This window comes from Dietzia sp. WMMA184 (assembly GCF_002441635.1).
GTDB classification, from domain to species: Bacteria; Actinomycetota; Actinomycetes; order Mycobacteriales; family Mycobacteriaceae; genus Dietzia; species Dietzia kunjamensis.
On the sequence record NZ_NXEI01000001.1, the window covers coordinates 3019408 to 3039129 of the forward strand.

Annotated in this window: 18 protein-coding genes and 1 riboswitch; of the genes, 9 read left to right on the plus strand and 9 right to left on the minus strand. The window is 71.3% G+C overall.

Annotation, left to right across the window (positions count from 1 at the left end; all coding sequences use genetic code 11):
- Positions 1-28 precede the first annotated feature (28 nt).
- The 3 genes from CK206_RS13900 to CK206_RS13910 form a co-directional block, all read right to left on the minus strand.
- On the minus strand, positions 29-2569 hold the full coding sequence (locus CK206_RS13900; RefSeq protein ID WP_096906741.1) for a serine/threonine protein kinase: 2541 nt from the start codon (positions 2567-2569) through the stop codon (positions 29-31).
- Positions 2566-3594: a glutamate ABC transporter substrate-binding protein gene (locus CK206_RS13905; protein WP_096907468.1), complete on the minus strand. Its 1029-nt coding sequence runs from the start codon at positions 3592-3594 to the stop codon at positions 2566-2568. The genes CK206_RS13900 and CK206_RS13905 overlap by 4 nt, the downstream gene beginning before the upstream one ends.
- 77 nt (positions 3595-3671) lie before the next feature.
- Positions 3672-4922 (minus strand): hypothetical protein, encoded by a 1251-nt coding sequence (locus CK206_RS13910; RefSeq protein WP_254050595.1) that lies wholly within the window; start codon positions 4920-4922, stop codon positions 3672-3674.
- On the opposite strand from CK206_RS13910, the gene CK206_RS20785 reads away from it, so the two are divergent.
- Together CK206_RS20785 and CK206_RS13920 are read left to right on the plus strand one after the other, a co-directional pair.
- Positions 4882-6588, plus strand: coding sequence for an NUDIX domain-containing protein (locus CK206_RS20785; RefSeq protein WP_371606916.1), 1707 nt, complete (start codon positions 4882-4884; stop codon positions 6586-6588). The two genes, CK206_RS13910 and CK206_RS20785, sit on opposite strands and share 41 nt — an antisense overlap.
- Positions 6589-6747: 159 nt before the next feature.
- Positions 6748-8658 carry an alkaline phosphatase D family protein gene (locus CK206_RS13920; protein WP_096906743.1) on the plus strand — a complete coding sequence of 637 codons (1911 nt, stop codon included), beginning with the start codon at positions 6748-6750 and terminating at the stop codon, positions 8656-8658.
- Between the two features lie 18 nt (positions 8659-8676).
- Here CK206_RS13920 and thiE read toward each other — a convergent pair whose 3' ends face one another.
- Complete coding sequence (gene thiE / locus CK206_RS13925) at positions 8677-9450, minus strand: thiamine phosphate synthase (protein WP_096906744.1); 774 nt, start codon at positions 9448-9450, stop codon at positions 8677-8679.
- Positions 9451-9490: 40 nt separating this feature from the next.
- Between thiE and thiO the strand changes: the two genes are divergently transcribed.
- From thiO to CK206_RS13940, 3 genes are all read left to right on the plus strand, one after another.
- Positions 9491-10771, plus strand: a complete 1281-nt coding sequence (gene thiO / locus CK206_RS13930; protein WP_254050596.1) for a glycine oxidase ThiO — start codon at positions 9491-9493, stop codon at positions 10769-10771.
- A 153-nt stretch (positions 10772-10924) separates the two neighbouring features.
- The gene (thiS, locus tag CK206_RS13935) at positions 10925-11125 is read left to right on the plus strand and encodes a sulfur carrier protein ThiS (RefSeq protein ID WP_017836465.1); all 201 of its coding nucleotides are present in this window, start codon (positions 10925-10927) and stop codon (positions 11123-11125) included.
- A 31-nt stretch (positions 11126-11156) separates the two neighbouring features.
- Positions 11157-11963 carry a thiazole synthase gene (locus CK206_RS13940; protein WP_371607101.1) on the plus strand — a complete coding sequence of 269 codons (807 nt, stop codon included), beginning with the start codon at positions 11157-11159 and terminating at the stop codon, positions 11961-11963.
- Positions 11964-12136: 173 nt separating this feature from the next.
- On the opposite strand, the gene CK206_RS13945 is transcribed toward CK206_RS13940, so the two are convergent.
- Positions 12137-12673, minus strand: a complete 537-nt coding sequence (locus tag CK206_RS13945) for a DUF1707 domain-containing protein (protein ID WP_254050597.1) — start codon at positions 12671-12673, stop codon at positions 12137-12139.
- 87 nt (positions 12674-12760) lie between these two features.
- Between CK206_RS13945 and CK206_RS13950 the strand changes: the two genes are divergently transcribed.
- Together CK206_RS13950 and CK206_RS13955 are read left to right on the plus strand one after the other, a co-directional pair.
- The gene (locus tag CK206_RS13950; protein WP_061227928.1) at positions 12761-13675 is read left to right on the plus strand and encodes an ABC transporter ATP-binding protein; all 915 of its coding nucleotides are present in this window, start codon (positions 12761-12763) and stop codon (positions 13673-13675) included.
- Complete coding sequence (locus CK206_RS13955; RefSeq protein ID WP_069390430.1) at positions 13672-14436, plus strand: ABC transporter permease; 765 nt, start codon at positions 13672-13674, stop codon at positions 14434-14436. Before CK206_RS13950 ends, CK206_RS13955 begins: the two co-directional genes overlap by 4 nt.
- A 141-nt stretch (positions 14437-14577) precedes the next feature.
- Here CK206_RS13955 and thiC read toward each other — a convergent pair whose 3' ends face one another.
- A complete protein-coding gene (gene thiC / locus CK206_RS13960; RefSeq protein WP_096906745.1) occupies positions 14578-16293 on the minus strand; it encodes a phosphomethylpyrimidine synthase ThiC in 1716 nt (571 codons plus the stop codon).
- Positions 16291-16405, minus strand: a riboswitch (TPP riboswitch). It overlaps the preceding gene by 3 nt.
- A gap of 75 nt (positions 16406-16480) precedes the next feature.
- On the opposite strand from thiC, the gene CK206_RS13965 reads away from it, so the two are divergent.
- The gene (locus tag CK206_RS13965) at positions 16481-16777 is read left to right on the plus strand and encodes a GNAT family N-acetyltransferase (protein WP_096906746.1); all 297 of its coding nucleotides are present in this window, start codon (positions 16481-16483) and stop codon (positions 16775-16777) included.
- A gap of 128 nt (positions 16778-16905) precedes the next feature.
- Positions 16906-17421, plus strand: a complete 516-nt coding sequence (locus tag CK206_RS13970) for a CD225/dispanin family protein (protein WP_096906747.1) — start codon at positions 16906-16908, stop codon at positions 17419-17421.
- Positions 17422-17440: 19 nt separating this feature from the next.
- Here the strand turns inward: CK206_RS13970 and CK206_RS13975 are convergent, their stop codons facing one another.
- From CK206_RS13975 to CK206_RS13985, 3 genes are all read right to left on the minus strand, one after another.
- Entirely contained in the window at positions 17441-17857 is a 417-nt protein-coding gene (locus CK206_RS13975) for a CoA-binding protein (protein WP_096906748.1), read from the minus strand.
- A gap of 120 nt (positions 17858-17977) precedes the next feature.
- Positions 17978-18871 (minus strand): polyphosphate kinase 2, encoded by an 894-nt coding sequence (gene ppk2, locus CK206_RS13980; protein WP_096906749.1) that lies wholly within the window; start codon positions 18869-18871, stop codon positions 17978-17980.
- Positions 18872-18874: 3 nt separating this feature from the next.
- Entirely contained in the window at positions 18875-19675 is an 801-nt protein-coding gene (locus CK206_RS13985; protein WP_096906750.1) for an exodeoxyribonuclease III, read from the minus strand.
- Positions 19676-19722 lie beyond the last annotated feature (47 nt).

Below are 19722 nucleotides of genomic sequence, written 5' to 3' on the forward strand. Positions count from 1 at the left end.
GCCCGAGGCCGGTGGAACCCCCGCGGACTCAGAACAGGGTGCGTGGACGGATGCTGTTGGCCTGGTCGACGAGCCTGAACCGCTGCTGACGGGTCTCCGTGGACCGCGCGAGGGTCCGCAGGACGGTCTCCGCGCCGGAGCGCAGCCCGAACTCGGTGAACGGCACGCCGCGCATGAGGGGGGACGGGGACGGCTCGTTGCCCGGCAGCTGCACCCAGGCGAGTGCGGTGGTGAGCACGGTGAGCCGGATCTGGAACGCGCGGTGTTCACCGGCGGACAGATTGGTCACACGGCGGGCGGCCTCGCGGAGGTGGGACTCGTCGGTCTCGTCGAGCGGGCGGCCCTGGCACAGCAGGAGGATCGCGGTGAGGTTGGCCAGCGCCGAGTACCGGGAGTTGGGCGGGACGCGGTCGAGCTCCTCGATGGCGGACTTGACCTCGCCACGACGCTGCAGTTGGCGCGCCAGCCCGAACGCGGAACTGATCACCGACCGGTCGACCGACCACACCGTGCGGTAGAAGTGTTCGCTCGAGCGTGCCCAGCGGGCCCGGTCGCTCTCGGGGCACACGTCGAGGATCAGTTCCGCCGTCGCGGCCAGGGCCAGCTTGGGGCCGTTCTCGCCGGGCATGGCCGAGAGCACCCTCTGGAACTTGGGATACGCCCCGACGGGGTCGCCCTTGAGCAGGTCGGTCACGCCGTCGTACCAGACCAGCCGCCATTCGGCGGGCATCCGGTACGCGTTCTCCTCCAGCAGCGCCTCGGCCGCGGCGAGATCGTCGCTCTCGAGGTAGGCGCGGGTGAGTGACATGATCACGCCGACGCTCTCGTGGGCCTCGGACTCGGTGTCGGAATACAATTCGAGGAGGGTGTCGATCCGCTGCTCGACCGAGGTGTACGAGGTCGCGGCGAGAATGCGGCCGGCGGGGTCGGAGGCCTCCATGAGCGGCACCGGCAGGGCGTCGACCAGTTCGGACCCGGTGAGCGTCGTGTCGCGGGCGCGGCCGTCGACGAGGAAGTCGGTCGGCTCAACGGTGAACAGCGTGCCGAAGGTCGATCGCTGGGGTGAGAACACCGAGGAGAACGCCGGGTGCGGGACCCCGGTGCGCAGCGCGAGTACCTCCCGCAGGACGCCCATGAGCTGGTTGGCCATCCCGTTGGCACTGCGGAACCGCGAGTCGGGTTCCTCGTGCGTCGAGCGCAGGAGGAACCGGTACAGCGAGTCGTACCGGCTGAACACCGGCTCCTCCATCGGGGAGGGGATGCCGTCGGCGTAGCGGCCGTCGACCACGGGGAGCCGCACGATGAGCGAGGCGAGGGTGCGGCCGACGGTGTACAGGTCGGAGGCGATGGTGGGCCCGGTCCGGGGGATCTCCGGGGCCTGGAAACCGGGGGTGCCGTAGATGTGCCCGTAGTCCCCGACGCCGGACACCGCGCCCATGTCGATCAGTTTGACGTGGTCCTCGGTGAGCATGATGTTCTCGGGTTTGAGGTCGTTGTAGACCAGTCCCACCGAGTGCAGGTAGGAGAGCGCCTGCAGGACCTCGAGCACGTAGGCGATGGCCTTCTCCACCGGCAGCACCCGCCCGGGTGCCGCTCGTCGGACGTCGCGCAGGCTGGGGCCGCCGACGTACTCCATGACGATGTACCCGCCATGGGTGGGCGACGTGGCCCAGTCGTCGTGGATGAAGTTGTAGATTCGCACGATCGACGGGTGGGACAGTTCGGCCAGGATCTCCCGCTCGGCGACGGCGACCTCCTGGGCCTCGGCCTGGTCGGCGTGGAGCAGGCCTTTGAGGACGACCCAGCGGTCGGACACGTTGTGGTCGACCGCCAGGTAGATCCAGCCCATCCCGCCGTGGGCGAGCGCACCGCGGACCTCGTACTGGTCGGCGACGATGTCTCCGGGCCACAGTTCGGGCCGCGGCAGCCTGCCGTCGGAGGCCGCGCACTCGGCCTCGATGTCCTCCGGCTCCAACATTGCCGAGGTGGGGTCGACGGGGATGATGTACGGCAGGTCGACCAGACCCTCGGCGGCCTGGCTCGGGCGGTCCTCCGGCTTGTCGGGGTGCCGCATGCGGAACGGTGCCGAGGTCGACCGGTCGCCGGTAATCACCTCGCCGGTCCGGGCGGAGGACCGCGCGCCGGGGACGGACTCGGTGCGGGACTCGGGATCATGACTCCGCCCCGCGCCCGCCGCGCGCGCCGGGCCCGCCCGGCCCGGGCTGCTGCCGCCACCAGGGTCGGTGTCGGCGAGGAACCCGGTCATCGACGCCGCGCCGGTGGCCTCGACCGCCCCGGTCTCCGCCATGCTTCCCGAATGGACGTGCGGGCCCGTGGCCTCGAGCTGCCCGGTCGCCCCCATGGCCCCGGTGGCTTCCATGGCGCCCGTGGCCTCCATCGCGCCCGTCGCTTCCATGGCGCCCGTGGCCTCCAACGCGCCCGTCGCCTCGGTCAGTCCGGTCGCCGTGGCGGCCTCCGTCACCGCCACCGCCTCGGTCCGCATCGTGGCCTGCGTACCGACGCTGGGTTCGCCCTCCTCGAGCGGGTCGTCCCACTTCCGGTAACTCATCGCTGCTCCTCCGGCACGTACCTGGGCACCGGCATCCCGGGGTTGGGCCCCAGCCCGGACAACCACGTCGAATACATGCGGTTCCACGTGCCGTCCGCCCTGATCCGTTCGAGCGTGGAGTTGACCTGACGGACCAGCCCGTCGGTGTTGTCGCCCGGCGTGGACTTGGCGATGCCCACCCCGTACGGTTCCGCGTCGAGCTGCGGCCCCACAATCTCCAGGTACGGGTCCTGCGCGGTGATGCCCACGAGGATCGCGTCGTCGGTGGTGATCGCGTCCACCTGGTTCTGCTGGATGGCGACCAGGCAGTCCGCCCACGTGTTCACCGACAGCACCGTGATCCGATCCAACTCCTCCCACAACCGCGACGCCGACGTCGTCCCGGCGGCCACGCACACGCGCTTGCCCTCGAGGTGTTCGATCTCCGTGATCCCCGACCCGCGCACCGCCAGCACCCGCTGGTAGGCCTGGTAGTACGGCACCGAGAACGTCACCCGCTCGCGCCGTGCGCACGTGATGGACATCGACCGGATCACCACGTCCACCTGGTCGTTCTCCAGCGCCTCGAGCCGGTTCGACGACGTCAGCGACCGGAACTCCACCTGCCGCGGATCGCCGAAGATGTCCGCGGCGATCTCGCGCGCCAGGTCCACGTCGAAGCCGGTGAGTTGGCCGCTGGCCGGGTCGCGGAAGGAGAACAGGTTGGAGCCCTGGTCCAGTCCCACGATCAGTCGACCCCGCTCGAGGATCCGCGGCACCCGCTCCGCGGGGGTGGCGTCGTTCGGCCGCAGACTGGGCAGAGGATCGCAGCTCTCGTCGTTCTCGTCGGGCAGGCTGGCGGGGACGTCCGTGCTGATCACCGCGCCGGCGGGAAGCGGCATCACCGCGTCGATCTCCGGGATCCCCGCCCCGGCGATCCCGGCCGACTCCGCGGTCGCGTCCCGTTCCGGCCCGCCGGCGCCGGGGCCGCCCTCGTCGTCGTCGACCCCACACGCCGCCCCGAACGCCAGGGCCGCCACCAACATGCCCCCGAGCGCGACCCGCCTCGCCCGGCGCCGCGCGCCGTGTCCCCGCGCGCCCGACCCGGTCCGCACCCCCGCCGTCACAGGTACTCCCTGATCCTCGGCGCGATCCCCACGACCACCGCGAACGCGGCCAGGGTGGACAGCGCGATGATGAGGTCCGGCCCGTTGGAGGAGGTGCGGCGGGCGTTGTCGATGCGCGTGCGCAGGGTGTCGCGGGCCTCCTCGATGGCGTCCTGCATGGACTCGTCGAACTCCTCGAACGCGGCCCCCGAGTCGCCCTCGCTCTGGCCGGAGGAGATGGTGATCGCGCCCTGGTAGTCGCCCTGTTGGTATAGGGAGTCGGCGCGGTTCTGGGCGGCCATCCAGGCGTCGAGCGCCTCGATCGCGTCCGTCACCGCACCCTGCGAGTCGAGGTTGATGCGGCCGGAGGAGTCCGCGTCGTCCTCGTCGTCGAGGTAGACGGTCAGGGTGTCACGCACGTTGCCCAGGGTGGTCGCCCGCTCGGCCGCCGACCCTTCCGGATCGGTGCGCCGCACCAGGTTGAGCGTCTCCTGCGCGCGCACCTTCTGGGCGTTGATGCGCTGGCGGGTGAGCTCATTCATCGGTGCCGCGCCCTCGGACAGGCCCTTGGCGTTGTCATTGGCCGCGAGGAACCCGGCGATCATCGTGAGCAGGAACGTCGCCACCATGAGCAGCGAGCCCAGGGCGAGCGCCGGGTTGAACCGCCGCCCGGTGAGCCGCCACAGCCACTGTTGCAACAGCAACAGCACCGCGATCGCCAGCCCCAGCAGGAAGAACGACCCCCATGGCGGCGACGACCACTCCCTGTCCGACTGTCCCACCGACGTGGACTGCCGGTCGTACAGGTCCGCGGCGGCGGGCAGGATCGTGTCCTGCATCAGCGTCGACGCCGACGCCAGATACGCCGAGCCGACCGGATTGGCCACGCGGTTGTTGGTGCGCGCCGTCTCCACCAGGCCGGTGTAGGTGGCCAGCTGGGCGTTGATGAGGGCGAGCTGTTCGATGGACTCGGTGTCGGTGCGGTCTAGGCCCTGGGAGGCGGCGATGATCGACGACGACGAGGTCGCGATCGCCTGGAGGTAGCGTTCGCGCAGTTCCGCAGGCTCGATACCGCCGGTGATGAACGCGGTGTTCGCCGCGGAGTCCGCGATCGTCAGGGAGCTGTACAACGTCTGCGACGCGTTGGCGACGGGCTCGACCTCGGCCAGCAGCGTCTCGTGATAACTCTGCCGCTGGGTGATCGTCGAGGACGCCACGATCCCGCCCGTGAGCACCGTGATGATCGCGAGCAACGCGAAGACCGACATGCGGCCCGGCGTGGTGAGCACGTCGTTCCAGAAGCGGGCGGCGCGGCGACGGACCGGCCTGCGGGGTTGGAGGGTGGATGACGACTCGCCACCCGAGCCGGGCGTTGGTGTGAGCGTGGAGGCGGAGCCGGGCCGGGAGCCGGAGGCCGACGTGGAGGCGGAGCCGGACCGGGAGCCGGAGGCGGCACCTGATGCGGGTGCGGCGCCGGCCCGGGGAGCGGCGTCGGCCGAGGATGCCGGGGTGGACTGTGCGGAGCCTGACTGGGACGCGGAGCCTGACTGGGACGCGGAGCCTGACTGGGACGCGGAGCCTGACTGGGACGCGGAGCCTGACTGGGACGCGGACGCAGGCGTGGCCCCGGCGGCGGACGCCGCGGGCGTGGATGCCGACGTCGACCCGGCCGGGGCGCCGCCCACCGGTGCGTCGCCGGGTGCGGGCGTGTCGGCGGCCGCACCGCGGGCGCGGCGCAGCGAGAAGGTTCGGGCGCGCATCTGCTCGCTCACCTCCCCGGTCTCCGCCCGCCGAGCCGACGATCCGACGGGAGTGTCTCCCAGGTTAGTGAAGTGGCGGCGCGGAGTCGGGCAGACTGGTCGACGAGGACTCAAGGTTCCGCCCGATCCGGGGGTGGACGGGTCCAGGGGAGGTGGACGACCGGTGGCGGCGAGCGAAGGTGACGGCAACGGCTGGGTGGTGTCCGACGAGGGCGATCGCCGGTGGGGTCGGTTCGGTGCCGCCGGGCTGCTCCTGCGGGCCGCCGACCCGTCCGATCCCGACACCCCGCTCGTGTTGCTGCAGCACCGCGCCGTGTGGACGGCCTCGGGCGACACGTGGGCGCTGCCGGGCGGAGCGCGGGACTCGTACGAGGACGCGCCCGTGGCGGCGCTGCGCGAGACGGAGGAGGAGGCCGAGATCCGGCCCGCCGACGTGGTGGTCCGCGCGCAGGTCGTGACCTCCCGCATGCCCGGGACCGTGTGGCACCGGCCCGGACTCGAGCTGCGGCACGCGGCCGAGCTGCTGAGCCGGCTGCGGCCCGACCAGCGCCACGACGAGCTGCCCGAGAACCCGTCGGGCTCCGCCCGCCCCCGCACCGTCCCGCCGCTGGTCCAGGAGTCGCCCGACGCGGTGGAGTGGACGTACACCACCGTCATCGCGGACGCCCCGCGCGCGCTGGAGACCGTGCCCAACAACGAGAGTCTCGAACTCCGCTGGGTGCCCGAGACGCTGGTGGCCGAGCTGCCGCTCATGCCCGCGTTCGCCCACGCCTGGGCGAACGGGCTGCGCACCGACCCCGTCGAGCTGGTCGTGGACGTGGCCAACGTGCTCGGCTCCCGCCCCGACGGCTGGTGGAAGGACCGGGCCGGCTCCACCTCGCGACTGCTCGACGACCTGGGTGCCGGGATGCCCCGCACCCTCGAACTGCCGGGGGGGTTCGGCTGGGTCGCCCGCGCGCACGCCGTCATCGAGGGCGTCGCCAAGGCCGCCGAGCACGAGGGCCCGCTCGTCGTCCACCGCGCGTCCGGGTCCGGCGACGACGCGATCGTCGATCTGGCCACCGAGCTGGATGGCGGGCCCCGCCGGGTGGTGGTGGTGACGGCCGACCGGGGACTGCGGGACAGGCTGCCGGGCGACGTCGTCGTCGTCGGACCCCGCGCCCTCCTCGGGTAGCACGCGCGCACGCCGGCCCGGTCCCACCCCGGTCCCGCCCCGGCCCCGCCCCGGTCCGACCCCGGCCCCGCCCCGGTCCCGGCCCGGTTCACCGGGTCCACCCGACCTGACGGGTTGGATCTGCGCGCCGCACCGCCCCGCGGGTGCACACTGGAACGCATGACCCTGCCCCCGGAGATCCTCGTCGGCCCGATGCTGCGCTACGTCGACAGCACCGACGCCACGGTGTGGGTGGAGGTGTCGGCGCCGTGCGAGGTGACCATCCGTGCCGGCGACGAGGTGGTCACCGAGCGCTCCTGGGGCGTGCACGGCCACCACTTCGCGGTACTGCACCTGTGCCGGCTGCCCGAGGGCGAGATGACGCCGTACGAGGTGTCGCTCGATGACCGGCTCGCCTGGCCCGTCGACCCGGGTCGGCCCAGCGTGATCCGCACGCCTCGCGCCGACGACACGGTGCGGCTGGCGTTCGGGTCGTGCCGGCGTGGGGAGAGCCAGACCCCGGTGGCGCTGCGCAGGATCGGTGCCGACGCACTGGTCGCCCTGGCGCACCGCATGGCGCACACCCCGCAGGAGGAGTGGCCGGACGCGATGCTCCTGCTCGGCGACCAGGTGTACGCCGACATCCCCAGCCGGGAGATCGCCGAGCGGCTGGCCGAGCGTCGGCGCGCGGGCGGTGGCCCGCAGTCGGTGCGGGACTCTGCCGGCGCCGGGGGAGACCGCGACGTCTCCGACGAGATCTGCGATTTCGAGGAGTACTCCTGGCTGTACCACGAGTCGTGGCGTGACGCGGATGTGCGCTGGTTGCTGTCGACGGTGCCGAGCTGCATGATCCTCGACGACCACGACCTGCGCGACGACTGGAACTCCTCCCACGCGTGGCGTCGCGAGATGACCGCCCAGCCGTGGTGGAGCGACCGGGTGATCGGCGCGTTCGGCAGCTACTTCGTCTACCAGCACCTGGGCAATCTCGCCCCCGACGAGCTGGAGCGAAACGAGATGTACCGGGCGTTGCGGTCCGCCGGTTCGGACGCGGAGAGGGAGTCGCTGCTGGACGACTTCGCGCTGTCCACCGATTCCGAGCGCCGCACCGAGCAGTGGAGCTTCAAGCGTGACTTCGGTCGGGTGCGGGTGGTGATGCTCGACGTGCGGGCGTCGCGGCATCTGGACCCGCAGGACCGGCGGGTCATGGACGCCAACGAATGGCAGTGGACGCGCGAGTCCTGCCTGGACGCGGACGTGGACCACCTGGTGATCGGCTCGTCCCTCCCGGCGTTCATGCTGCCGGCCCTGCACAACCTCGAGGGCTGGAACGAGGCGGTGTCCCGGGACCGGCCCGGCAAGCCGGCCACCGCGCGGGTCGGCGAGTGGATCCGCCTGGCCGTGGACCTCGAGCACTGGGCGGCGTTCCGGAACAGCTTCGACGATCTGGTGGGTCTGCTCACCGAGGTGGCCGCGGGCGATCACGGGCCCGCGCCCGCGTCGATCCTCCTGCTGGGCGGCGACGTGCACTGCTCCTACCTGGAGGAAATCGACCTCACCGCGGAGCGGGTGGCGGACTCAACCACCCGCGTCCATCAGCTGGTGATGTCGCCGTTCCGCAATCCTCTACAGAAGTCGATCCGGGCGGTGAACCGTCTGTCGGTCCGCGAGCCCGTGCCCGCCCTGACGCGCCGCCTGGCCCGGGCGGTGGGGGTGCGGGAGCCCGAGGCGCGGTGGCGGGTCACCGACGGACTCTGGTTCGACAACGGGGTGATGACCCTCGTACTGCGCGGCCGCCGCGCCACGGTGCAGGTCGATCACGCCACCGTCGAGTGGCCCGCGCGCGGACTGGGCAAGGCCCTCACCCTGGTGCCGGGGCTGGCGCCGGAGTCATGGGGACGACGACGACGAGAGGGCGATTCGCTGGGCCGCAAGCCCCGGCAGGTGTTGCGCAGGACGCTGAGCAAGGAGTTGACGGGGGAGGGCCTGTCTCCGCGGGGATCGGCTGACCGGACGGACGCGGACCGGGACGGGGCTCTCCGGGGCGGGGCTGGTCAGAGTACGGCTGTCCGGACCGAGGCCGCGCGCTAGACCGACACCGCCGACCGGCTAGGCCAGGGCCGCGCGGAGTTCGCGGGCGGCGGCGGTGGGGTCGGCGGCGCCGGTGATCGCTCGGACCACCACCACCCGGGTCGCACCCGCTGCCAGCACCTCCGGCAGGTTCGTCGCGTCGATCCCGCCGATGGCGAACCACGGCGTCCCGGCCGACCCCGCAGCCGACCCTGACCCGGCAGCCGACCCCGCAGCCGACCCCGACCCCGCGGTGGTCCCTGCCGCGTGGCGCACGAGGTCCGGGCCCGGCGCGACGCGGCCCGGCTTGGTCGGGGTGGGCCACACGGGGCCCGTGCAGAAGTAGTCGACCAGCGGGTTCGCCGCGGCCCTGTCGACCTCGTCCACCGCGTGGCAGGACAGGCCGAGCACCACGTCGTCTCCGACGATCCGGCGCGCCCACTCCACCGGCAGGTCGTCCTGCCCGACGTGCAGCACGTCCGCCCCGGACGCCACGGCGACGTCGGCGCGGTCGTTCACCGACAGCAGCGCCCCGTGGGAATCGCACACCTCGCGCATCACCGCCAGGGCCCGCAATTCGTGCCCGGCCTCGAGCGGCCCGAGGTCGCGTTCGCCGGCCGAGTTCTTGTCCCGCAGCTGCACGATGTCGACGCCGCCCGCCAGAGCCGCGGTGACGTCCCTGCGCAGCGCCGGGAAGTCGCCCGACCACCCCTGCTCGCGCGCCTGCTCGTCGAGGTGTCGACGCGCGTCGATGCAGAGGTAGAGACGGGCGTCGGCGAGGCGGGCACGGAGGCGGTCGGCGCGGGAGGTCATGGTCACAACCGTAGGCCAGGGCACCACTAGGCTGGCCGTCATGACCTCCCGTGCCGCCGCCGACGACGACGGCCACCGTCCCGCCGCCGACGACGACGGCCACCGTCCCGCCGCCGACGACGGCTTCCGCCCCGGTGCCGGTGCCGGTGCCGGTGCCGGTGCCGCCGCCGTGGCCCGGGAGGCCGCGGATAACGGTATCGCGCGTATCGGGGCCCGGCGGCTGGCCGTGATCGGCGGCTCGGTGATCGGCCTGGCCTGCGCGTGGTCGGCCGCCAGGACCAAGCTGGCCACGGAAGTGGTGATCTACGAGCCCGACGAGTCCGGCCCCGACGGTGTGCCCGCCGCGGCCGCGGCGTGGGTGGCCGGTGGCATGCTCGCCCCGTTCAGCGAGGCCTGGCCGGGAGAGGAGGCAGTGTTCGCGCTCGGAGTGGACTCCCTGCGGCGGTGGCCGGACATGCTGGACGCCCTCGAGCCGTACGTCCCTCCCGGCCCGCCGGTCCGCACCGCCACCCACACGCACATGCTGGCCGTGGACGAGGCCGACGCCCGTGACCTCGACATGGCCATGGAGTGGGCCGCCCGCCAGCCGGACTCCACCGACGCCGACCTGCGCCGAATCACCCGGCGTGAGCTGCGCGAGGCCGAGCCGTCCCTGGCCCGCGTCGCCCGCGCCGCCTATCGCATGGACTCCGAGGGGGCCGTCGACAACCGCGTCCTGCTGGCCGCCCTGACCCGAGCCTGCCGCGCCGAGGGTGTGAGGTGGGTGCGCAGCGCGGTGACCTCGCTCGACGACGTCGACGCGGACCGCATCGTCCTGGCCGCAGGTTCCGGGTCCGCCGAACTGGCGGGGCTGCCGGTGCGCCCGGTCAAGGGCGAGGTGCTCCGGCTACGCGCCCGGCCCGGCTGCGAGGACCCGCCCCGGGGAGTGGTGCGGGCGTTCGTCCGCGGGCGACCGCTGTACCTGGTCCCGCGCGACGGTGGTCTGGTCGTGGGCGCCACGCAGTACGAACACGGCGACGACCGGCAGGTCACCGTCGCCGGGGTGCGCGACCTGCTCGCCGACGCCGAGACGATCTTCCCCGGGATCGGGGAGTACGAGTTGGCCGAGGCGATCGCCGGGCTCCGGCCGATGTCACCGGACAACCTGCCGTTCCTCGGCGCCGACCCGACGGACCCGCGCGTGATCCACGCCACCGGGCACGGCCGCAACGGCATCGCGCTCACCCCGGTGACCGTCGCGGCGGTCTGGGCGGCACTGCACGCGGTGCGCGGTCCGGCGGCGGCGCGTGCGGCCGCTCCCGACCGCTTCGCCCGCGGGTGAGCCCCGGGTGCCGGACGCCGTGGGGCCCGGGTGCCGGTCGCTGTGGGCCCACCGCATCGACGTCGCCGGGGACCCCGCGCCGGCGACTACGGGCACCCCGCGCAGGCGACTACGGTGGAGACGTACAGCCGCGACCCGGAACTAGGAGGGCCCATGATCGTCACGGTGAACGGGGAGGACCGCACCCTGGCCGACGGCGCGACCGTCCGCGCACTCGTCACCGAGCTGGACCTGCCCGACGAGGGCGTCGCCATCGCCGTCGACGGCGTGGTGGTGCCCAGCTCGGGCTGGGACGACGCCCCGCTCGGTGCGGGCGCGGAGATCGACGTCCTCACGGCGGTCCAGGGTGGCTGACCCGACCTCGGCCGCGACCCCGGTTCGCGGCGTGGAGACGTCGGCGTACTCGTCCGACGTCGCGTCGGTGCTGGACTCGCCACTGGTGATCGCGGGCGAGGAGATCTCGTCGCGGCTCATCACGGGCACCGGCGGCGCCGGTAACCAGGAGGTCCTGCGCGAGGCGCTGATCGCCTCGGGGACCGCGTTGACCACCGTGTCGATCCGCAAGGTCGACCTGCGGCTGGGCTCAGACGGACTCGGGCTGCTCGGGATGCTGAAAGAGCTCGACATCCGCCCGCTGCCCAACACCGCCGGCTGCAGGTCCGCCACCGAGGCCGTCAGGACCGCCCGGCTCGCCCGTGAGGCGCTCGGCACCGACTGGGTGAAGCTCGAGGTGATCGCCGACGAGCGCACGCTCCTGCCCGACGGGGTGGAACTGGTAGAGGCCGCAGAAGACCTCGTCGACGACGGTTTCGTCGTCCTTCCCTACACCACCGACGACCCCGTCCTGGCCCGCCGCCTGGAGGACGTGGGCTGCGCCGCGGTCATGCCCCTGGGCGCACCGATCGGCACCGGGCTCGGGATCTGCAACCCGCACAACCTGGAGATGATCGTCGAGCGCGCCGGAGTTCCGGTGATCTGCGACGCGGGGATCGGCACCGCCTCCGACGCCGCACTTGCCATGGAACTCGGCTGCGACGGCGTCCTACTCGCCACCGCCGTCACCCGGGCGGAGAACCCGCCGCTCATGGCCGCCGCGATGCGCGAGGCCGTCCGGGCCGGGCACGCCGCCCGCCTCGCCGGCCGCATCCCGAAACGCTTCTGGGCGCAGGCGTCCAGCCCTCCGGTCGACTGAGGCCCTACCGGCCGCCCGACGGCATGCGCGCGACCTGTCCGCCAGCCCGCCGACGGTCAGTCCTCGGTGCGCGGCACCCGCCGCACGCCGATCCCGCCCATGAGCGCCAGTCCCGTGACCCTGATGACCGGGGCTCCGGGCGGGGCCTGGCGGACCGGTCGCGGATCGGGCTTTCAGTTCCCGGACTCCTCGCCGAAGCCCCCCATCAGCCCCAGGCCCTCGATCTCCACATGGATGTCGTCGGGGACGTAGATGTCGATGCCGCCCATGATCGCGAACGCCCGGATCGTCGTCTCGTGGGACTGCAGGGAGGCGCCGCGCAGGTCGATCTCGATGCCGCCCATCAGCGCGAACGCGGTGTGCACGGAGGGAAGGGTCCACGTCCCCTTGCGTTCGACTCCGCCCATGATCGCCAGCGACGAGGCGGGCCCGCTGGCCCCGGTGACGCGACGCGCCGGGGCCCCATGTGGCCGGGCCGCGGGCGTCGAGTCGTGCTCGTGGTGGACGACGGGCAGGTCGTGTGTTAGCTCGATCAGTTCGGACCGGAAGCGTGCGGCGTACGCCCGCGACGTCCGGTCGTCGAATTCCGCGAGCGTGAGCCTCCCCTCCGAGAAGGATTCCTGGAGGAGCCTGGCGGTGGCGTCGCGCTCGGCGTCGGAGGCGCGGACCGACGGCAGATGGCGATCCGGCTCGGGCGTGGCGTCATCCATGGTCACGAGCCTAGTACTGCACTACCTGTACGCGGGCTGAGTAGGTGGACGCACGCTGCCCGCGCCCCGGCAGGCAGACTGGGGACCATGATCGAGGTACGGAATCTCACCAAGCGCTTCGGCGCCTCCACCGCCGTGGACGACCTCAGCTTCGAGGTCCGTCCCGGCGTCGTCACCGGATTCCTCGGCCCGAACGGCGCCGGGAAGTCCACGACGATGCGGATGATGGTCGGTCTCGACACCCCCACGTCCGGGCAGGCACTGATCAACGGCACCCCGTACCGCGAGTTGGATCGCCCCGCCCACAAGGTGGGCTGTCTGCTCGACGCGTCCTGGACCCACGCCAACCGTTCCGCTGGCGCGCACCTGAGGATGGTCGCCGCGGCGGGCGGGGTGGCCCCGGGCCGCGTCGACGAGGTGCTCGGCCTGGTCGGCCTCACCGACGTCGCCGGCCGCAAGGTCGGGGGCTACTCGCTCGGCATGCGCCAGCGACTCGGTCTGGCCACCGCCATGCTCGGCGACCCCGAGGTCCTGCTGTTCGACGAGCCCGTCAACGGTCTCGACCCCGAGGGCATCCTGTGGATCCGCCGTTTCATGCACGCACGCGCCGCCGAGGGCCGCACCGTGCTCGTCTCCTCGCACCTGCTGTCGGAGATGGCGCAGACCGCCCAGGACCTCGTCGTGATCGGCCGCGGCAAGCTGCGCGCGCAGACCTCCGTCGAGGAGTTCCTGGACGCCGCCACGTCCTCGGTGGTGTTGCGCACCCCGCACGTCGACGAGTTCACCGCCGCCGCGCGCGATGAGGGCATCGAGGCCACGTTCGACGCGGAACAGGGTGTCTTCCTTATTCAGAATCTCCGCGCGCCGCAGGTCGGCGATGTCGCCGCCAGCCTGGGGATCACCGTCCACGAACTGCACGAGAAGCGGGCGTCGCTGGAGGAGGCCTTCATGGCCCTCACCGACCAGGACGTCGAGTACCACGGTCAGGAGTCCACCCGATGAATCAGCTGAAGTCCGAGTGGATCAAGGTCACCACCACCAAGAGCGCCTACTGGCTGTACGCGATCGGCATCGGCCTGGCGGTGGTACTCGCAGTGGTCATCGGCCAGTTCGAGCAGCCCGCCACAGGGGACCCGATGGCCGGTGCGCCCGGCGGCGGCAGCGACCCGCTGTTCGCGATCCTCGGCGTCAGTGCGTTCACCGTCCTGCTGGCGTGGATCGCCGCGATCGTCGGCGTGACCGGCGAGTACCGGTATCACACCATCAAGGCCACGTTCCTGACGACGCCGTCGCGCTGGCCTGCCATCGTGGCCAAGACCGCCCTGTTCACGGTGCTCTCGATGGTGGTCACGGCCGTCGCGGTGGTCCTGGCGCTCCTCGTGGCCGGGGCGCTCTCCGGCAACGAGGGCTGGACCCCGTTCTCCGGAGACGGGCTGACCTACCTGTGGCGCTTCCCCGTCTACGCCGCACTGGGGACGATCGCGGTCACGGGCCTGGCGTACATCATGCGCAACGCCGCCGGCACGATCTCCCTGTTCCTCGTGTGGATACTGGCCCTCGAGGGCATGGTCTCGTTGATCCCGCGGGTCGGCGAGGACATCGCCGCCTGGATGCCGTTCGCCAACGGTGACTTCTGGACCCAGGGAGAGAGCGTCCGCGGGTACATCACGTGGGGCGAGTGGCCGGCGTTCGCCTGGTTCGCGGCCGTGTGCGTGGCCCTGTGGGTCGTCGGGGTGCTGATGACGCTGCGCCGGGACGCCTGAGTCCGGGCTCCCGATCCGACGTCGCACCGGGGCTCGCCCCGTCGAGGGACTGGTGGGTGGCGGCGCTGTCGGTGACGACGACGAGGTCGACCCGTCGCTCCACCGGTGCGACCTGCCGGTCGACTCGCCTGGCCGGAGCGGTTATCGACCGGTGATCGGCAGGTAGACGCGGCCACCGAGTTCGGAGAATTCGGCCGACTTCTCCGCCATCCCCGCCTCGATCGCCTCCACCGTCTCCATCCCGTGCTCCGCGGCGTAGTCGCGGATGTCCTGGGAGATGCGCATCGAGCAGAACTTCGGACCGCACATCGAGCAGAAGTGCGCGGTCTTCGCCGGCTCCGCGGGCAGCGTCGCGTCGTGGTACGCCAGCGCGGTGTCCGGGTCGAGGGCCAGGGCGAACTGGTCCCGCCAGCGGAACTCGAACCGGGCGGTACTCAGCGCGTCATCGCGGGCCTGCGCGCCCGGGTGACCCTTCGCCAGATCGGCCGAGTGCGCGGCGATCTTGTAGGTGATCACTCCGGTCTTGACGTCGTCCCGGTCGGGCAGGCCCAGGTGCTCCTTGGGGGTGACGTAGCACAGCATCGCCGTGCCGGCCTCGGCGATGCGGGCTGCACCGATCGCGGACGTGATGTGGTCGTAGCCCGGCGCGATGTCCGTCGCGAGGGGGCCCAGCGTGTAGAAGGGGGCCTCCTCGCACCACTCCTCCTCGAGGCGCACGTTCTCCACGATCTTGTCCATCGGCACGTGACCGGGTCCCTCGATCATCACCTGCACGCCGTGGCTCTTGGCGATCCCGGTGAGCTCCCCGAGCGTGCGCAGTTCGGCGAACTGAGCCTCGTCGTTGGCGTCGGCGATCGACCCCGGGCGCAGGCCGTCGCCGAGGGAGAACGTCACGTCGTGGCGGGCGAGGATCTCGCAGAGTTCCTCGAAGTGGGTGTAGAGGAACGACTCGCGGTGGTGCGCCAGGCACCACGCCGCCATGATCGAACCGCCACGCGACACGATGCCGGTGACCCGCTTGGCCGCCAGCGGGACGTAGCGCAGCAGCACGCCGGCATGGACGGTCATGTAGTCCACGCCCTGTTCGCACTGTTCGATGACGGTGTCGCGGTACAACTCCCAGGTCAGACGGGTCGGGTCGCCGCCCACCTTCTCCAGTGCCTGGTAGATGGGCACGGTGCCCACGGGGACGGGGGAGTTGCGCAGGATCCACTCGCGCGTCTCGTGGATGTCCCGGCCGGTAGACAGGTCCATGATGGTGTCCGCGCCCCAGCGGGCAGCCCACACCATCTTCTCGACCTCCTCGGCGATCGAACTGGTGACCGCCGAATTGCCGATGTTGGCGTTGATCTTCGTGAGGAAGCGCTTGCCGATGATCATCGGTTCGCTCTCCGGATGGAGGTGGTTGGCCGGGATGACCGCCCGCCCGGCGGCGACCTCCGAACGCACCACCTCGACGTCGATCCCCTCCCGCACGGCGATGAACCGCATCTCGGGGGTCGTCAGCCCCGCCCGCGCCCAGGCCAACTGCGTCCGGACGAGGGTGGGGTTGTTCGGCGAGGCGGGGACGGCCCCGGGGTGGGACCACTCACGGCGGGTGGGCGGCAGGCCTGGGGCGAGGTCATGGCAGTCGGCCGCACTCGCGTAGGCGGTATACGGGCCGGAGGTGTCGTAGACGTCGAACGTCGTGCCGTCGGTGAGCGCGATCCGGCGCACGGGCACGCGCTGGCCGTCACCGGACTCACCGGGCACCTCGAGATGAGCCTTACTGCTGGAATGGATGGGGCCGCACGTCACGGCGTCGATCGGGGTGCCGTCGGTGCCGTCGGTGCCGTCGGTGAATAGAGCTGTGCCCATGGTGTTTCCTGATCTCCCTACGCCGGCATGATCCGGACAGGTTCTACGGTCGACGACCCGGCTGGTCGTCCTCTCAGCCCGCGCATCGAAGCGGACTCCCGTGTGGATGAGTATGTGATTGTGCAGGGGCGAGCGTAACCCGACGAGTAGCATCGCGGGTGGAACACGCCCTGCAGAAGGAGTTCTGATGTCCGCTGTAACGTCGCTCAAGCTGGTCCACAACACCGATAGAGACCGCTTCGAACTGTGGGACAGCGAGACCTTCATGGGTCTCGTTGGTTACGAGAAGGACGGCGACGTCTACATCCTGCTCCACACCGTGATCGAGGAGCGGTACGGCCAGCAGGGGATCGCCCGCCTGCTGGTCAGCCTGGTCCTCACCCGCATGCGGCTCGATGAGCTCAAGATCCGGCCGGTGTGCAGCTATGTGCGGCGGTTCCTCGTTCGCTTCCCGGAGTATCAGCTCCTGGTCGCCCAGCCGTGACCGACGCCGGGCGGTGACCGTCGACCGCCTGCGGTGACCGGTGTCAGTCGCCCCGCGAGCGGCTGAGGAGCGGCCGGAGGAGCGGGACGTAATCTGACCCCAGACGACCAGCTACCCGGAGGACTCCCATGACCTACCCGCCCCAGGGGAATACTGCCGACGGCGACTCGACCGGTGGCGACGATGCGAGTCGGGGCTCCTACGGCCAGAACCCGTACGGCCAGGGCACATACGGACAGAGCCCGTACGGACAGGGCACATACGGACAGAGCCCGTACGGCCAGGGCTCGTACGAGCAGACCGACTACAGCGCGCAGACCCCGACCGGTTACGGCGCGCAGACCCCGTCCTTCGGCGGGGCGGGCGGATACGGGACCACCTCGGCAATTCGCCCCGGCCCGCCGTCGAACGTCGGCTGGGCGGTCGCGTCGATTCTCTTCTTCTGGCCGCTGTCGTTCGTCGCGATGACCCGCGCGCTGGACGTCTACCCGCTGTGGGCCGCCGGTCGCCACGCCGAAGCCGAGGCCGCCAGTGCGACCGCCAAGAAGCTCGGCATGATCTCGCTGGCGATCGTGGCAGTCCTCATCGTGCTGTACTTCATCTTCATCTTCGCGATGGTGGGACTGGCCTCGAGCGGCTTCTAGACCGGGCCGGGTCCGCGGTTCAGGCCAGGCCCAGACGAGGGGCTTCGATCGCAGGGCAGGCGTCCATCACCACGTCCAGCCCGGCATCCTTCGCCCGCTGCGCCGCGGCCTCGTCGACCACGCCCAGCTGCAACCAGACCGCCTTGGCTCCCTTGGCGATCGCATCGTCCACCACGCCGCCCGCGAGCTGCGAGTTGACGAACACGTCGACCACATCGACCTCGCCGGGAACGGACGCGAGATCCGGGTAGCCCTGCTGACCGTGCACGGTCTCGGCCTTGGGATGGACCGGTACGATCTCATGTCCCAGGTCGCGGACGTAGGCGGCGATCCCGTACGCGGTGCGCGCGGAGTTGGTGGACAGGCCGGCGACGGCCCAGCGGCCCTTCTCGGTGAGCAGGCGCTTGATGACGGCGGGGTCGTTGGTATGGCTCATACCCAGTGCAAGGCCCGCCGCCGCCGAGACATTCCCGGGGCCTCCCATCAGGCCCGGTCAGTCAGTCCCCGACGGGTTCTGTGCGCGGGGACATCGCTCCGCTCGCTGGCGCTCCCTCCGCTAGTCTCCGACGGCGTCCTTGCCGCGGCGGACGATCTTCGGGTCCGGGTCGAACACCACCTGGGGGTCCTTGTCCGGGTAGTCGAACTGGTTCAGGAAGTAGCGCATCGCGTTGATGCGGGCCCGCTTCTTGTCGTTGGACTTGATGGTGATCCACGGCGCGTGGTCGGTGTCCGTGCGCCGGAACATCTCCACCTTGGCGTCCGTGTACTTGTCCCACTTGTCGAGCGACTCCAGGTCCATGGGCGAGAGTTTCCAGCGCCGCACCGGGTCGAGTTGCCGGATCGCGAACCGGGTCTTCTGCTCCTCGCGGGTGACCGAGAACCAGAACTTGGTCAGACCGACCCCGGACTCGACCAGCATCTTCTCGAACATGGGCGCCTGCTCCATGAACGTCTCGTACTGGGAATCGGTGCAGAAGCCCATCACCCGCTCCACGCCGGCGCGGTTGTACCAGGAGCGGTCGAACAGCACGAGCTCGCCGCGGCTGGGCAGATGGGCCACGTACCGCTGGAAGTACCACTGGTACATCTCGGTCTCGGTCGGCTTGACCAGCGCGACGACCCGGGCCTGCCGGACGTTGATGTACTCGGTGAACCGCTTGATGGTCCCGCCCTTGCCGGCGGCGTCGCGGCCCTCGAACACGATCACCTGCCGGTGCCCTGATTCGGCCTGCCAGTTCTGGAACTTCAGCAGTTCGATCTGCAGCAGGTACTTCTCGACCTCGTACTGGTTGCGGTCCATCCGCTCGTCGTACGGGTAGTTCTCCCGCCAGGTGTCGACGGCCCGGCCGTTGATGTCGATGAGGTCCGGGTCCTCACCGTGGTCGTCGCGGACCGTGAAACCCTCGGCGCGGAGCCGGTCGATGTAATGGCGTAGCTGGAACGTGGACATGGCTCAGTCGAGCTCCACGACGACGGGCGCGTGGTCCGAGGCGCCCTTTCCCTTGCGTTCCTCGCGGTCGATGAACGCCCCGCTCACCCGCGCGGCCAGCGCGGGGGAGTGCAGTTGGAAGTCGATGCGCATGCCCTTGCGCTTGGGAAAGCTGAGCCCGGTGTAGTCCCAGTAGGTGTAGACGCCGGGTCCGGGCGTGTGCTCGCGGGTGACCTCGCGGAACCCGGCGCCGTCGAACGCCGCAAACGCCAACCGTTCGGGGCCGGAGACGTGGGTCTTGCCGTCGAAGACCTCCATGTCCCACACGTCCTCGTCGAGCGGCGCGACGTTCCAGTCACCCACCAGGGCGATCTGGGCGTCGGAGTCGGCGGCCAGTTCGGCGGACGCGTGGTCGCGCAGGCGGGCCAACCACTCCAGCTTGTAGGTGTAGTGCGGATCGCCCAGCTCACGGCCGTTGGGGACGTAGAGGCTGTACACGCGGACGCCGTCGCAGACCGCCGAGATGGCGCGGGCCTCGGGGTCCTGCGAGACCTCGGGGTCCTTGTGGAAGCCCGGCATCCCGTCGAAGCCCAGGCGCACGTCCTCGAGCCCCACCCGGGAGGCCACGGCGACGCCGTTCCACTGGCTCAGCCCGTGATGGGCGATCTCGTAACCGGCCTCCCGGAAGGCCTCGGTGGGGAACTGCTCGTCCTTGCACTTGGTCTCCTGCATCGCCAGGACGTCGACGTCGGACCGTTCGAGCCACGCGAGCACGCGGTCTCTCCGGGCGCGGATCGAGTTCACATTCCAGGTGGCCAGACGCATGCGCCCGAGTGTATTGCCCTCGGCGCGGCGGTGTCACCGTGGGAGCG